Raw genomic sequence first — 14,963 nt, forward strand, 5'->3', positions numbered from 1 at the left:
GATCGGCTGCTTCAGATTGCCGCCGGAGACAGGCTGCATCTGTCCTAGGTCACGACCTGCTCGATCCGCCACTGCGCGTCTTCGCGCAGGTAGCGGAACGGCGTGCCGTGGCTGTTCTTGAAATAGCTGCCACATAGTGCGTTTGCCATGGCTTGCATCACGGCGTCGTGGCAGACGAACAGGAGATTGTCGTCGGGATGGCGCGCGAGCCACCCCGAGACGCAGGCCAGCGACCGTCCGGCCATGGCGTCCCAGCTTTCGCCGTCGGCCGGCAGGATCGACACGAGACCCGTCGCGGATTTGACGCCGTGCTTGATCATGAGGTCGCGGACGGGGAGGCCTTCAAAGCTGCCGAAATCGAACTCGATGATGCCATCGTCTATCGTGAGCGGCACCGCGATCACGTCCGCGATGATTTCGGCCGTCCGCGCCGCGCGTACCAGGGGGCTTGCGACGATGCGGCTGATGCCGACGCCGCGCAGCGAGTGCGCGGCCTCGCGCGCTTGTCGCAGGCCATCGTCGTTCAGCGGATTGTCGGTGCGGCCCTGGAATCGCCCCTCGCGATTCCAGTCGGTCGCACCGTGACGGAGGCCGTAGAACGTGCGCGCGGGCCTCGTCACTTCGACTTGCTCGTGAACTTCTTCACGGCGGTGCGGAACGCCTCCGTGTTCATCGCCATGATGATCTTGTGCTCCTCGGCATCGAGCTGCTGCTTCACCGGCGTGGTCGCGGCCTGGTAGACCAGCTGCTTGGTGCCGGCGATCGCGGCCGGCGGATTCTGCGCCAGCCGTTCGGCAAGCTGCCGCGTCGCCGCCTTCAGCTCGGTCGCGGGAACGGTCTTGGCGACCAGGCCCCATTCATAGGCCTGCTGCGCGGTAAAATTGTCCTCGGCGAGGAAAATCTGCAGCGCGCGGCGCGAGCCGACCGTGCCGACGATGCCGACCGTCGAGCCGCCGTCCGGCGACACCCCGATCTTGGCATAGGCGGGCGTGAACCTGGCGTCGTCGGCGGCGATGCAGAGGTCGGTGACGAAGGCGAGGCCCATGCCGGCGCCGGCGGCCGAGCCGTGCACGCTGGAGAGCGAGATCTTCGGCATGCGCCTGACGGTCTCGATGAAGGCATGATAGTGCTTGAGCAGGTCGCCGACGACCGGCGTCACCGTGCCGGCTTCGGCGGCGGCTCCGATCGTCTGCAGATCGCCGCCGGCGCAGAACGCGCGGCCTTCGCCTTCGAGGACGACGACGCGGATGTCGTCCGCGCCTTCGATATAGGCCGCGAGCTGTTCGAGCTTCTGGGCAATCGCAAGGTTGATCGCGTTGAACGCAGCAGGGCGGTTCAGCGTGATGGTTGCGATCGGGCCGTCGATCCGCAGCAGGGCGGGATCATCGGGCTTTGAGACGGGAGCGGTCATATGGAAAATCCCCGGCAGGAGGTCGAGGCTCGAACTAAATCGCAGAAGGCGAGGGGTGACAATCCCCGGCCGCCGCCCTTGCGCCGGGCGGAACGATAGGCTCAAATGGGCCCGCCTTCGCCAGGGAACGGACACGAGCGCCGGCTCCTCCGCGGCCAGCAAACCAAAATCAGCGAGAGAGGAGCCGGCATGGGTTACGCTCGTGTCTTCCGGAAATGGGCTGTCCAATGACGGGCGGTCCGGTGATCATCGTCGGCGCCGGCCATGGCGGCTACCAAGTCGCGGCATCGCTGCGCCAGGCCGGCTTTTCGGAGCGCATCTGCCTGATCAACGACGAGGCGCATCTGCCCTATCAGCGGCCGCCGCTGTCGAAGGCCTACATCAAGGGCTCTGCCGGACCGGAGAGCCTGATGTTCCGGCCGGAGAAGTTCTATCATGACCAGAAGATCGACCTGATCGCGGGCCGCGCCGTCTCGATCGACCGCGCGGCGCGCAAGGTCCTGCTCGCCTCCGGCGAGACGCTGGCTTACGGCCACCTCGTGCTGGCGACCGGCGCGCGCAACCGCCTGCTCGATCTGCCCAATGCCAACCTGCCCGACGTGAAATATTTGCGCATCCTCGACGAGAGCGAGGCGCTGCGCCAGATCATGCCCTCGAAGACGCGCGCCGTGATCATCGGCGCCGGTTTCATCGGCCTCGAATTCGCCGCCACCGCGCGCATCAAGGGCCTCGAGGTCGACGTGCTCGAGCTCGCCCCGCGCGTGATGGCGCGCGCTGTGACGGCCGAGGTTTCGGAGTATTTTCAAGAACGCCATCGCGAGGCCGGCATCCGCATTCACCTCGGCGTGCAGGCCACCTCGATCGAGGCGGAGGGCGGCAAGGTCACCGGCGTCTCCTTGAGCGACGGACGGCATTTGCCGGCGGACCTCGTCGTGGTCGGCGTCGGAGTGCTGCCGAACATCGAGCTCGCGGCCGAGGCGGGGCTGCCGGTCGCGGCCGGCATCATCGTCGACGAATATCTTGCGACGGCCGATCCAGACATTTCCGCAATCGGCGATTGCGCGCTGTTCGCAAGCCCGCGCTTCGGCGGATCGCTGCGGCTGGAATCGGTGCAGAACGCCACCGATCATGCCCGCTGCCTTGCGGCGCGCCTCACCGGCGACAGGAAGCCCTACGATAGCCATCCCTGGTTCTGGAGCGACCAGGGCGACGACAAGCTCCAGATCGCAGGGCTCACCACGGGCTACGACCGCGTCGTGCTGCGCGGTGATCCCGCCAAGAAGGCGTTCTCGGCGTTCTGCTACAAGGGCGACAGGCTGCTCGGCATCGAATCCATCAACCGCGCCGGCGACCATATGTTCGGCCGCCGCCTGCAGGGCATGGACCGCTCGATCACGCCGGAGCAGGCCGCGGACGAGAGCTTCGACCTGAAGGGCGCGCTGGCGTGAGCGCTTAGCGCTGCATGACCGCCGCCACCTCCGCGGCCGTCGGCATCGACGGCCCGGCGCCCATCCGCTGCACGCTGATCGAGGCGGCGGCATTGGCGAAGGCGAGGGCGGCGCGCAAGGGCACATCGTCGGCCAGTTGCGCGGCCAGCGCGCCGACGAAGCAGTCGCCGGCGCCCGTGGTGTCGAGCGCCCTGACCACGCGGCCGGGCACGGCAATCTCCTCGCGCCCCGCCAGCGCGAGCACGCCGCGCTTGCCGAGCGTGACGCAGATGGCCTGGTCCTCCCGCGCTTGAAGCTGCCGCGCCACGGCAATGATCCTTGCCGCCTCGTCGCTCTCGGAGAGCTCGCTGCCTGCGAGGAAGCCGAGCTCGGTCTCGTTCAGCACGAGGATGTCGACGTGCGCGAGCAGCTCGCGGGACATGGCCTGCGCCGGTGCCGGGTTGAGCACCGTCGTGGCCCCGGCGGCGCGGGCGCGCCGGAAGAACGCAGCGATCGCCGGCAGCGGAATCTCGAACTGGCTGACGGCGACGTCGCCCGCCAGCAGCGGCACGACCTCGACGTCTTCGGCGCCGACCAGCCCGTTCGCCCCGGGAATGACGACGATGGTGTTGTCGGCCTCCGCCACCGTGATGATGGCCGTCCCGGTGTGGGCCTCCGCCGTCTCCTGGACGTAACCGAGATCGATGCCCTGCTCGCCGAGAAAGGCCTTCAGCTCGCCTCCGAACGAATCCTTCCCCAGTCGCCCGATCAGCGTGGTCCGCGCGCCAAGCCGTGACGCCGCGACCGCCTGGTTGGCACCCTTGCCGCCCGGAAAATACAGCACCTGGCGGCCGGCGACGGTCTCGCCGACCTTCGGATGGCGATCGGCGGTCGCCACCACATCCATGTTGATGCTGCCGGCGACGAAGACGCGCCCCATCCTGACCCCTGCGACTGTTAGACCCTGACCTCGAACTCGTGCCTGACCTTGGCGATGTCGACCAGTGTCGGCAGGCCGGCCTCGTTGCCGAGGCGCTGGATCTTGAAGGTCGAGGCGGCGCGCGCGAAATCGAAATGCTCGCGCCAGCTTTTGCCGGGATGGGCGAGGTAGGAATAGACATAGGCGCCGTGGAAGACGTCGCCGGCGCCGTTGGTGTCGATGACGCGCTCGCGCGGGATCGGCATCGCCGGCATCACCTGCACCGTTCCGGTCTCGTCGTACCAGAAGAGGCCCTTCTCGCCCATGGTGACGCCGCCGATCCTGCAGCCGCGGCCCTTGAGGTAGTCGAGCATCTTCTCCGGCGTCAGGTCCATCTGCTCGCACAGGCGTTCGGCGACGATGGCGACGTCGATATATTCGAGCAGTTCATGCGTGTTGGTGCGCAGGCCGCCGCCGTCGAGCGAGGTCAGGATGCCGGCCTCGCGGCACACCTTGGCATAGTGGATCGCGGCGTCCGGCTGGTGGCCGTCGACATGCAGCGCGCGGCAGCCGCCGAGATTGAGCATCGGGAAGGGGTGGATGTGCTCGTCGTCGCGGCAGCGGACGATGGCGCGCTTGCCGTCCTTGGGCATGATGAAGGAGAGCGAGGACTGGTTGACCTTGCGCCCGTGCAGCGAGATGCCGTACTTGGCGCACATGTCCTGGAACATGCGCCCCAGCCAGTCGTTGGCCGCCGTGGCGATGAGATCGGGCACGATGCCGAGCTTGGCGCAGCAGAAGGCCGCCGTCACCGCATTGCCGCCGAAGGAGACCGCGTAGTCCGAGGCCACGTGCTTCTCGTCGCCGGTCGGCATGTGGTCGGTGATGAAGACGACGTCGATATAGGTCTGTCCGATGAAGAGAGCCTGCATTGCTTGTCCGTGATGCGCTTGTGGTCCCGGCCGGCGGGATTACTCTAGCACCGGTTCCGCTCCGGAGGGACGCTGAAATTATTCGCAAAACTGCCGCCCGAAGCGCTTGAGGTCAGCATGGTGCCGGAATACGACCATGTCGGCCCAATGCCAAGCCCGGACAAACGCCGTCTGTCGGTCCATGGGTTCCAAGTCTATCAAAAGGGTGCAGGATGATCACCGGCCTCGATCACATCGTCGTTCTCGTGAGCGATATCGGTGCGGCCAAGGCGGCCTATCAGACGCTGCTGGCCCGCGCGCCGGCCTGGCAGAACTCCGGCGAGGGCGCTGACCGGGTGCTGTTCACCCTTGACAACATGACGATCGAGCTGATGGCGCCGAGCGGTTTCAGCGTCACCGCCGACCGCATGCGCGCACTGCTCGAGGACCAGGAGGGCATGCTCGCCAGCCTGTGCTTTCGGGTCGCGGACATCGGCAAGATGCACCGGCGGCTGGACCGGGTGGCCTTGAGGCCGGACCCTGTTGCGGAGGTCGAAAGCAGCGATGCGGTCAGCGATGCCGTGCTGCACTGGAAGCGCACGCGTGCCGCCACGGAGCTCACGCGCGGCGTGCGCATGTTCTTCCTCGAGCTGGCCGACGAGCGTCCGAAGTCGGTCGCGACCGACGTCGCGCCGATCGATGCGCTCGACCACGTCGTCATCACCACCGAGGATTCCGAGCGCGCCGCCGCGCTCTATGGTGCGCGGCTCGGGCTCGATCTCGCGCTCGACCGCTCGCACCAGGACTGGGGCCAGCTGATGTTCTTCCGCTGCGGCGACCTCATCGTCGAGGTGGTGCGCCGCCCTGTCGCCGGCAGTGACCTCACGCATGACCGGCTCTGGGGCCTGAGCTGGCGGGTCGCCGACATCGACGCCACCCGCGCCCGCCTGATCGCTGCCGGCCTCGACGTCAGCGAAGTCCGCAACGGCCGCAAGCCGGGCACGCGGATCATGACGGTGCGGAACGGGACCTGCGGGATTCAGACCGTGCTCTTGGAGCGCTCGCCGAAGCCAGTGGAATAGGGCAGTCTGTCCTCCGTCATTGCGAGCGCGGCGAAGCAATCCAGAATCCCTCCGCGGTGGCAGTCTGGATTGCTTCGTCGCAAGGGCTCCTCGCAATGACGGCTTCCTCGTGTTACACGCTGACCCGAGAACCTCCAGCGAGCACCCGGTTTGGCGAAGGCGAAGGCAAAGCGAACTCTGAAATGGCAACGCGACCCCGAGGGGATGCGGCTGCGCATTCTCGAAGCTGCCAAGCAGGAGTTCTCCGCCCATGGGCTCGCCGGCGCGCGCGTCGACCGCATCGCAGCCAAGGCCGGCGCCAACAAGCGCATGCTGTACTATCACGTCGGCAACAAGGACGAGCTCTACCTCGCGGTGCTCGAAGGCGCCTATGACAAGATCCGCAGCGAGGAGCGCGGGCTCGATCTCGAACATCTGGATCCGCCCGAGGCGATCAGACGGCTGATCGAGTTCACCTGGAATTACTTCCTGCGCAACCCGGAGTTCCTGTCGCTGCTCCAGACCGAGAACCTCGCGCGCGCCAAGCACCTGAAGAAATCGACCAAGGTCAAGTCGATGCATTCGCCCTTCGTCGAGATGATCCGCACCGTGGTTCGGCGGGGCGTCGACAGCGGCGATTTCCAGGTCGCAGTCGATCCGGTGCAGCTCTACATCTCCATCGCGGCGCTGAGCTTCTTCTATCTCTCCAACTCGGCGACGCTCAGCGTGATCTTCGGGCGCGATCTCCTGGATAAGAAGGCCAAGGATGAGCGGCTGGCCCATATGGTCGGCCTCGTGCTCGCCGCGCTGACCGGGCAGTCCGTGGCCCTGTTCGAGATCGCGAAGCCGGCGAAGGCCCGCGGCAGCGTGGTGCAGACGGCGTAGTCTGCGAGTCGCAGGCTTTGGCGGATTTGGTATCCGCCTTTTCCTCAATCTCCGCCGTCATTGCCCGCGCAGGCGGGCAATCCAGTATTCCAGAGGCGTCGGCGGGATACGGAGAAGCCCGCGGCGTACTGGATTCCCCGCCTGCGCGGGGAATGACACCGAGGGTGGGCCGGTCTCGTGCCCCGTACGCAGCGCAGCAACGCTTCGCGCAGCGCGTCCGGGACACGGAGGCGATAGTGCGTTCCCCCACACAGCCCCGGAACCCGGCGCAAAACGTCACAGGGAAAGCTCTGGACAGTATTTATCCAACGGGTTAATTTCTGCCCGCAACGAAGAAGATGCCGGGAGTGAAAATTGGCCGAGCTGAAGCCGCAAAATGCGGTGTCCAAGATGCTGAATGCGGCCTGGGTTCGGCCGTTCTTGTTCCTCGTCTTCATCGTCGTCGCCTGGGATCTGGCGATCCGTCTGTTCAAGATCCCCGCCTACCAGATCCCGTCGCCGCTCGATGTCGTCGCCGTGCTTCGCACCGAATGGCCGGAACTGCTGCGCCAGTCCTGGCCGACCACCTATGCGACCGTCTGCGGCTTCCTGCTCTCGGCGCTGTTCGGCATTCCCGTGGCGATGCTGATCGCGGGCTCCAGGACGGTGGAGAGCTACGTCTATCCGCTGCTGGTGTTCTCGCAGTCCGTGCCCAAGATCGCGATCGCACCGCTGTTCGTGGTCTGGTTCGGCTTCGGCATCATTCCCAAAGTCATTTCGGCCTTCCTGCTCGGCTTCTTTCCCGTGGTGGTGTCCGCCGTGCAGGGCTTCAAATCGGTCGATCCTGACATGGTCGATCTCGCCCGCGCCATGCAGGGCAGCCGTTTCCAGGTGTTCCGCGCGGTGAACCTGCCGCATGCGCTGCCGGCGATCTTCTCTGGCCTCAAAGTGTCGGTGACGCTCGCCGTGGTCGGCGCCGTCGTCGGCGAGTTCGTCGGCTCCAATTCCGGCATCGGCTACGTCATGCAGCGCTCGATCGGCACGTTCGACCTGCCGACGATGTTTGCGGCGCTGGTGATCCTCGCGCTGCTCGGCGTGATCCTGTTCTGGATCGTGGACCGGATCGAGAAGCTGGTCATTCCCTGGCATGTCAGCCAGCGCGAGGACGTGATTTTCGCCGCCTGAGTGTTTGCGGCTCTGAAGTGACGCAACGAACGGCCACCAACGGCCGACGCAACAAGGGCAAGGGAGAGTGACGATGAAACGCTTGATTGGGGCCGTCTCGGCGGTGCTGATGACCTTCGCGGCCATGCCGGCGCAGGCGGCCGACAAGGTCGTGCTGATGCTCAACTGGTACGTCTATGGCGAGCACGCGCCGTTCTATTACGGCAAGGCCAAGGGCATCTATGCCGCCGAAGGCATCGAGCTCGAGATCCAGGAAGGCCGCGGCTCGGCGGCGACCACGCAGGCCGTCGCCGCCAAGACCGCCGATTTCGGCTATGTCGACGTTCCCACCATGATGCGCGCCGCGATCAAGGGCGCGCCCGTGGTTGCGACCGGCGTTCTGCTCCAGACCAGCCCCATGTCCGCGATGGGTTTCGCCGACAAGAACATCAGGAAGCCCGAGGACATCAAGGGCAAGACGGTGGCGATCACTCCCGCTGATTCCATGACCCAGATCTGGCCGCTGTTCCTGAAGAAGACCGGCCTGAAGGAGAGCGACTTCAAGACCGTCGCCGGCGACGGCCAGACCAAGCTCAACGCCGTCATCAATGGCCAGGCCGACCTTTTGCTCGGTTACGTCATGGACCAGTCGATGAAGATCAAGGACGCCACCGGCAAGGACGTCTATCCGATCAAATTCGCCGACTACGGCATCAACATGGTGTCGTCGGGCATCATCGCCAATTCCGACTATGTGAAGGCCAATGCCGATCTCGTCCGCCGCTTCATGTCGGCGACGACCAAGGCCGTCGAAGCCGCCGAGAAGGAGCCGAAGGCCGCGGCGCAGGCGATCCTCGATGCCAACCCCAAGGGCGGCAAGATCGATACGCTGACGCAAGGTTTCGAGCTGACCATTCCGCTCTACCGGACTGCGGAGACCAAGGGCAAGCGGCCGTTCCAGGTCACCGACCAGAACATGACGGACTCCGTCAATCTGATGGTCGAATATGGCGGTCTCGACGCCAAGGCCAAGGACAACCCGAAGGCCTTCTACACCAACGACTATCTGCCGAAGAGCGGCACGTGAAACCAACAACGTCCGTCATTGCGAGGAGCGATAGCGACGAAGCAATCCATCTCCCCACTTGGAGAGGCATGGATTGCTTCGCTTCGCTCGCAATGACGGGCTGCACCAGCTGCGTTCAACTGGACCGAACAGCATGCAATCAGCGATAAAGTCAGTTGCGGATCAGCCTGCCGCGCATCTGAGACTGGTGAACGACCGGGCGGGCGATGCGTCGGGCATCAAGCTGTCAGGCGTGTCGAAGACCTACCGGACGCGCGACGGCGACGTGCCGTCGCTGCGTCCGCTCGACTTCCACATCAACGACGGCGAGTTCTTCGTCGTGGTCGGTCCGAGCGGCTGTGGCAAGTCCACGCTGCTCAAGCTGATCTCGGGCCTGCTGCCGCCGACGACGGGCGAGATCCTGGTCGAGGGCGAGAAGGTGACGAGGCCGCACGGCAATGTCGGCATCGTCTTCCAGAACGCGCTGCTGCTGCCATGGCGCAACATCCTCGGCAACGTGATGCTGCCGATCGACATGAAGCGGCTGCCGCGGCAGGAATATCTCGCGCGCGCCAAGTCGCTCTTGAAGCTGGTCGGGCTCGAAGGCTTCGAGAAGAAGCTGCCCTGGCAGCTCTCCGGCGGCATGCAGCAGCGTGCCTCGATCTGCCGCGCGCTGGTGCACGATCCCAGGATCATGCTGATGGACGAGCCGTTCGGCGCGCTCGATGCGCTGACGCGCGAACGCATGAATGTCGAATTGATGCGGATCCAGCGCGAGACGAAGAAGACGGTGCTGCTGATCACGCATTCGATTCCCGAGGCCGTGTTCCTCGCCGACCGCGTGCTGGTCATGACCGAGCGCCCCGGTGCGGTCGCCGCGATCTACGACGTGCCGCTGCCGCGCCCGCGCTCGCTCGACGCGATGGCCGATCCTGTCTTCACCGAGCTCGTGCAGCGCATCCGCAAGCACTTCTTCTCGCAAGGGGCGCTGGATTAGGACGATGCTGTTCTCTGGAGCCACCACATGCACGGTGCGCTCCCTCCCCCGCCTGCGGGGGAGGGTTGGGGAGAGGGTGTTTCCGCTGGAAAGACTCCCCAAGAGGATAGAACCCTCACCCGGCACTTCGTGCCGACCTCTCCCGCAAGCGGGAGAGGTGCACCGCCTCCGCGGCCAGCTTTGTGGGACGAACTAACACCATGTCACCCCGCCTGAAGCTGCGAGACATCGCCTTCTTCGAACGTTCCGTGCAGTTCGCGCGGCCGTTTCGCTTCGGCGCGATCACCATCAACGCGACGCCGCAGCTGTTCGTGCGGGTGGAGATCGAGGTCGAAGGCAGGGGCGTTGCGGTCGGCGCCAGCGCCGAACTGCTGGTCCCGAAATGGTTCGACAAGCGGCCGGAGCTGTCGCCGGCGCAGACGGTCGATGGCTTGCGCCGCTCGCTGGAGATCGCCCGCGGACTTTATTTGGCGCGGACCGGATTTCAGACCGCGTTCGATCTGCATGCCTCGTGCATCGGGGCGCAGATCGCGACCTGCGCGAAGAAGAACATCCCGGCGCTTGCCGCGGCTTACGGCCCCGCGGAAATCGACAAGGCGATCCTCGATGCGCTGCTGCGCGGCGTCGAGGCAAGCTTCTTCGACGGCATGGCTGTGAACATCGCCGGCATCGATGCCCGGCTTTCTCCTGACCTGAGCGAGAGGGACATCAGGACGTTTCTCTCCGGCCGGATGCCGCTGCAGCGCGTTGCCATCAGGCATACGGTCGGCCTTGATGATGTCGTTGAGGGCGAGGGCGGCGTTGCCGATCCGCGCGGGAACGCTGGTGCACGCTACTTCAAGCTCAAGCTGTCGGGCGATCCCGTAGCCGATGCCGCGCGCCTGGCGCGGATCGGCAAGGAGCTCGATATGCTCGGTCGCGACACCAGGGTAACGCTCGACGCCAACGAGCAATATGCCGACCTCGCCGCGCTACAGGCGCTGATGGACCGGCTCGATCACGATCCCACATTGCGCCCGATCGCTTCGCGCCTGCTCTATATCGAACAGCCGATGCCGCGCGACATCACGCGGCAATCGCCGCTCGGCTCGCTCCGCGCCCGTGATTTCATCATCGACGAAGCCGACGATTCCTACGATGCCTTTCCGGCCGCCCGGGCCCTCGGCTATCGCGGCATCTCATCGAAGTCCTGCAAGGGCCTCTACAAATCCATCGTCAATGCCACGCGCGCCGCAAAATGGAGCGCGGAAGGCGAAGCGTTCTTCATCACCGGCGAAGACCTCACCTGCCAGGCAGGGCTTGCCGTGCAGCAGGACCTCGCACTCGGCGCCTTCATCGGCGTCACCCATGCCGAGCGCAACGGCCACCACTATGTCGACGGCTTTGGCGAGACGCCGGCCGCGGAAGCACAAGCCTTCGCAGTCGCGCATTCCGATCTCTATTCCGATGCCGGACAAGGCATCCGCCTTTGCATTCACGACGGCGATCTCCTGACGGGATCGCTTCATGCTGCGGGCTTTGCGACCTCGGTCCATCCGGACTGGTCGGCGCTCCGCCCGCTCCAACAGCCAAAATCACTTCAGGAGTATCCGGCATGACCACCCAACGCCTCGGCCTCATCATGAACGGCGTCACCGGACGCATGGGGCTCAACCAGCATCTGATCCGCTCGATCGTCGCGATCCGCGACCAGGGCGGCGTCCGCCTGAAGAACGGCGACCGCGTCATGCCCGACCCGATCCTGGTCGGCCGCAGCGCCGAGAAGGTCGAGGCGCTTGCGAAGCGCTACAACATCACACGCTGGACCACCGATCTCGATGCCGCGCTCGCCGACAACAACGACACCATGTTCTTCGATGCCGCGACCACGCAGGCGAGGCCCGGCCTGCTGACCCAGGCCATCAACGCCGGTAAGCATGTCTATTGCGAAAAGCCGATCGCGACGAATTTCGAGGAGGCCGTCGAGGTCGTGAAGCTCGCCAATTCCAAGGGCGTCAGGCACGGCACGGTGCAGGACAAGCTGTTCCTGCCGGGCCTGAAGAAGATCGCCTTCCTGCGCGACTCCGGCTTCTTCGGTCGCATCCTCTCGGTGCGCGGCGAGTTCGGCTATTGGGTGTTCGAAGGCGGCTGGCAGGAGGCGCAGCGACCGTCGTGGAATTACCGCGACGAGGACGGCGGCGGCATCATCCTGGACATGGTCTGCCACTGGCGCTACGTGCTCGACAACCTCTTCGGCAACGTCCAGAGCGTGGTCTGCATCGGCAATACCGACATCCCGGAGCGCTACGACGAGCAGGGCAAGAGGTACAAGGCGACCGCGGACGATTCCGCCTACGCGACGTTCCAGCTCGAAGGCGGCATCATCGCCCACATCAACATGTCCTGGGTGACGCGCGTCTATCGCGACGACCTCGTCACCTTCCAGGTCGACGGCACCCACGGCTCGGCGGTCGCAGGCCTCACCGACTGCATGATCCAGGCGCGGCAGGCGACGCCTCGCCCGGTCTGGAATCCCGACGAGAAGCGGCTGCACGATTTCTACGGCGACTGGCAGAAGCTCCCCGACAACGTCACCTACGACAACGGCTTCAAAGAGCAGTGGGAGATGTTCATCCGCCACGTCTACGAGGATGCGCCCTACAAGTTCACGCTGCTCGAAGGCGCCAAGGGCGTGCAGCTCGCCGAATGCGCGCTGAAGAGCTGGAAGGAGCGGCGCTGGATCGACGTCGCCCCGATCAAGGCGTGAGCTGAACAAGTTCGATGTTTGCCAAGCCGTCATTGCGAGCGAAGCGAAGCAATCCAGTGTCCCTCCGCGGCAACAACCTGGATTGCTTCGTCGCTTCGCTCCTCGCAATGACGGAGGAGAGGTCTGAGCCATGAATAAACCCGTCCAGCCGATGTCGTCATTGTCGCTGAAGCTGCCAAAGGCCGATCGTTCGATCGAGACCTACCGGCTCGCGGCCTCGCGCACCTTTCCCGCAAAGCTCGAGGGACCGCTGAACCGCATCGCTTTCTCGGCCGTGCACACCGTCGCCGATCCCTTCGCGGACAACGATCCCTGGCTCTCGGCCGCCGTCGACTGGGACAAGACCATCGCCTTTCGCGAGCACGTCTGGGATCTCGGGCTCGGCGTTGCCGAAGCGATGGACACCGCGCAACGCGGCATGGGTCTGGACTGGCCGACTTCGCTGGAGCTGATCACGCGTTCGGTCGGTGCCGCAAAGCGCCGCAATGCGCTGGTGTTCTCCGGCGCGGGCACGGACCATCTTGCAGTCGATGATGCCAAGAGCCTCGATGACGTGATCCGCGCCTATGAGGAGCAGATTGCGGCAGTCGAGAAGGTCGGCGGCCGCATCATCCTGATGGCGTCGCGCGCGCTGGCCAAGCTCGGGCGCAACGCCGACGATTATGCTAAGGTCTATGACCGCGTGCTGTCGCAGGTTCGCGAGCCCGTGATCATCCACTGGCTCGGCGACATGTTCGATCCGGCCCTGACGGGATATTGGGGCACCAAGGATATCGATCAGGCGATGAACACGGCGGTTGCCATCATCAATGGCAACGCCGCCAAGGTCGACGGCGTGAAAGTCTCGCTGCTCGACAAGCAGCGCGAGATCGACATGCGCCGTCGTCTCGACAAGCGCATCAAGATGTATACCGGCGACGACTTCAACTACGCCGAGCTGATCGCCGGCGACGAGCAGGGTTTTTCGCACGCGTTGCTCGGCATCTTTGATGCGATCGCGCCGGCGGCGTCCTACGCGTTGTCGCGGCTGGCGGTCGGCGACGAAGCCGGCTTCCACGACGTGCTCGGGCCGACGGTACCGCTGTCGCGTCACATCTTCAAGGCGCCGACGCGCTTCTACAAGACCGGCGTCGTGTTCATGGCGTATCTCAACGGCCATCACGATCATTTCACCATGGTCGGCGGCCAGGAGAGCACGCGCTCCACGCTGCATCTGGCCGAGCTGTTCCGTCTGGCTGACAAGGCCGGCCTGCTCGCCGACCCTGAACTAGCGACGCGGCGGATGAAGACCGTGCTCGCCACCCACGGTATCGAATCCTGATGCGCGACTTCTCGTCCGATCACCGCTGGCTGTCGTTGAATACGGCGACGGTCCGCAAGCAGGGTGACCTCGTCGCGATCATCGCTGCCTGTGCGAAGCACGGCATCCGTGCCATCGATCCCTGGCGCGACCAGGTCGCTGCCGTCGGTCTCGAGCGCGCCGCGCGTGCAGTGCGCGAGGCCGGCCTCGAACTGTCGGGCTATTGCCGCGGCGGCATGTTCACCTCGGACGCCTCGCGCCGGGGCGAGGTGCGGGACGACAACAGGCGCTGCGTCGACGAGGCCAAGGCGCTGGGCGCGCCCTGCGTCGTCCTCGTCGTCGGCGGCCTGCCGCAATATTCGCGGCCGGGCAGCGAAGCCTCGAAAGACATCGCGGCGGCGCGCGGGCAGGTCGAGGACGCGCTTGCGGAGATGCTCGACTACGCCCGACAGGCGAAGATGCCGCTGGCGATCGAACCGCTGCATCCGGCCTATGCAGCCGACCGCGCCTGCGTGAACACCACGAAACAGGCGCTCGACATTTGCGACCGGCTCGACCCCGGCCGCACCGGCATGCTCGGCGTCGCGCTCGACGTCTATCACATCTGGTGGGATCCGGAGCTGATGGGCCAGATCGCGCGCGCCGGCAAGGATCGCCTGCTCGCGTTCCATGTCTGTGACTGGCTGGTGCCGACGAAAGACATCCTCAACGACCGCGGCATGATGGGCGATGGCGTCATCGACATCAAATCGGTGCGTCAAGTCGTCGAAGCGCAGGGCTTTGCCGGCTATTCCGAGATCGAGATCTTTTCCAACGACTGGTGGGGCAAGCCGATGGACGAGGTGCTGCGCACCTGCATCGCGCGGCACAGGACGGTGGTCTAATGCGGTATGAGTTGGGTTGAATCGATGCTAGCACCTCTCCCGTAGGGAGAGGTCGGATCGCATCGAAAGATGCGATCCGGGTGAGGGGATCAGGTCTCACCGATCGCTGCGGCCCCTCACCCGGATTGCTGCGCAATCCGACCTCTCCCCGCTGGGGAGAGGTGAACCTGGAACAACCGACCGAGCCAAATTTCATCGTGGTCTAGGTCAGGC

General features: G+C 65.3%; 14 protein-coding genes. 10 read left to right on the forward strand and 4 right to left on the reverse strand.

All coding sequences use genetic code 11. The annotated features are described in order from the left end of the window. Positions 1-44: 44 nt before the first annotated feature. Together FJV43_RS27680 and FJV43_RS27685 are read right to left on the reverse strand one after the other, a co-directional pair. On the reverse strand, positions 45-620 hold the full coding sequence (locus FJV43_RS27680; RefSeq protein ID WP_239622181.1) for a histidine phosphatase family protein: 576 nt from the start codon (positions 618-620) through the stop codon (positions 45-47). Next, a complete protein-coding gene (locus FJV43_RS27685; protein WP_239622182.1) occupies positions 617-1,411 on the reverse strand; it encodes an enoyl-CoA hydratase/isomerase family protein in 795 nt (264 codons plus the stop codon). The genes FJV43_RS27680 and FJV43_RS27685 overlap by 4 nt, the downstream gene beginning before the upstream one ends. A 227-nt stretch (positions 1,412-1,638) precedes the next feature. On the opposite strand from FJV43_RS27685, the gene FJV43_RS27690 reads away from it, so the two are divergent. Continuing rightward, positions 1,639-2,859 (forward strand): FAD-dependent oxidoreductase, encoded by a 1,221-nt coding sequence (locus tag FJV43_RS27690; protein WP_239622183.1) that lies wholly within the window; start codon positions 1,639-1,641, stop codon positions 2,857-2,859. A gap of 4 nt (positions 2,860-2,863) precedes the next feature. Here the strand turns inward: FJV43_RS27690 and FJV43_RS27695 are convergent, their stop codons facing one another. Both FJV43_RS27695 and FJV43_RS27700 read right to left on the reverse strand, forming a co-directional pair. Continuing rightward, positions 2,864-3,778, reverse strand: coding sequence for a ribokinase (locus FJV43_RS27695; RefSeq protein WP_239622184.1), 915 nt, complete (start codon positions 3,776-3,778; stop codon positions 2,864-2,866). 17 nt (positions 3,779-3,795) lie between these two features. Next, positions 3,796-4,689: a sugar kinase gene (locus FJV43_RS27700; protein ID WP_131866928.1), complete on the reverse strand. Its 894-nt coding sequence runs from the start codon at positions 4,687-4,689 to the stop codon at positions 3,796-3,798. Positions 4,690-4,901: 212 nt separating this feature from the next. Between FJV43_RS27700 and FJV43_RS27705 the strand changes: the two genes are divergently transcribed. The 9 genes from FJV43_RS27705 to FJV43_RS27745 all read left to right on the forward strand — a co-directional run bounded on the left by FJV43_RS27705 (position 4,902) and on the right by FJV43_RS27745 (position 14,750). Beyond that, positions 4,902-5,750, forward strand: a complete 849-nt coding sequence (locus FJV43_RS27705) for a VOC family protein (RefSeq protein ID WP_239622185.1) — start codon at positions 4,902-4,904, stop codon at positions 5,748-5,750. 204 nt (positions 5,751-5,954) lie between these two features. Beyond that, positions 5,955-6,614 (forward strand): TetR/AcrR family transcriptional regulator, encoded by a 660-nt coding sequence (locus FJV43_RS27710; protein ID WP_239622186.1) that lies wholly within the window; start codon positions 5,955-5,957, stop codon positions 6,612-6,614. A gap of 354 nt (positions 6,615-6,968) precedes the next feature. Further along, positions 6,969-7,778, forward strand: a complete 810-nt coding sequence (locus tag FJV43_RS27715) for an ABC transporter permease (RefSeq protein WP_239622187.1) — start codon at positions 6,969-6,971, stop codon at positions 7,776-7,778. Positions 7,779-7,851: 73 nt separating this feature from the next. Then, positions 7,852-8,844: an ABC transporter substrate-binding protein gene (locus FJV43_RS27720; RefSeq protein ID WP_239622188.1), complete on the forward strand. Its 993-nt coding sequence runs from the start codon at positions 7,852-7,854 to the stop codon at positions 8,842-8,844. Positions 8,845-8,977: 133 nt separating this feature from the next. Next, on the forward strand, positions 8,978-9,820 hold the full coding sequence (locus FJV43_RS27725) for an ABC transporter ATP-binding protein (protein WP_239622189.1): 843 nt from the start codon (positions 8,978-8,980) through the stop codon (positions 9,818-9,820). Positions 9,821-10,020: 200 nt separating this feature from the next. After that, complete coding sequence (locus FJV43_RS27730) at positions 10,021-11,418, forward strand: hypothetical protein (RefSeq protein WP_239622190.1); 1,398 nt, start codon at positions 10,021-10,023, stop codon at positions 11,416-11,418. Then, on the forward strand, positions 11,415-12,566 hold the full coding sequence (locus tag FJV43_RS27735) for a Gfo/Idh/MocA family oxidoreductase (protein ID WP_239622191.1): 1,152 nt from the start codon (positions 11,415-11,417) through the stop codon (positions 12,564-12,566). Before FJV43_RS27730 ends, FJV43_RS27735 begins: the two co-directional genes overlap by 4 nt. 130 nt (positions 12,567-12,696) lie before the next feature. Continuing rightward, entirely contained in the window at positions 12,697-13,887 is a 1,191-nt protein-coding gene (locus FJV43_RS27740; RefSeq protein WP_239622192.1) for a dihydrodipicolinate synthase family protein, read from the forward strand. Further along, the gene (locus FJV43_RS27745; RefSeq protein ID WP_239622193.1) at positions 13,887-14,750 is read left to right on the forward strand and encodes a sugar phosphate isomerase/epimerase family protein; all 864 of its coding nucleotides are present in this window, start codon (positions 13,887-13,889) and stop codon (positions 14,748-14,750) included. The genes FJV43_RS27740 and FJV43_RS27745 overlap by 1 nt, the downstream gene beginning before the upstream one ends. The last annotated feature ends 213 nt before the right edge of the window (positions 14,751-14,963 follow it).

Source organism: Bradyrhizobium sp. I71, from assembly GCF_022354745.1.
GTDB classification, from domain to species: Bacteria; Pseudomonadota; Alphaproteobacteria; order Rhizobiales; family Xanthobacteraceae; genus Bradyrhizobium; species Bradyrhizobium liaoningense.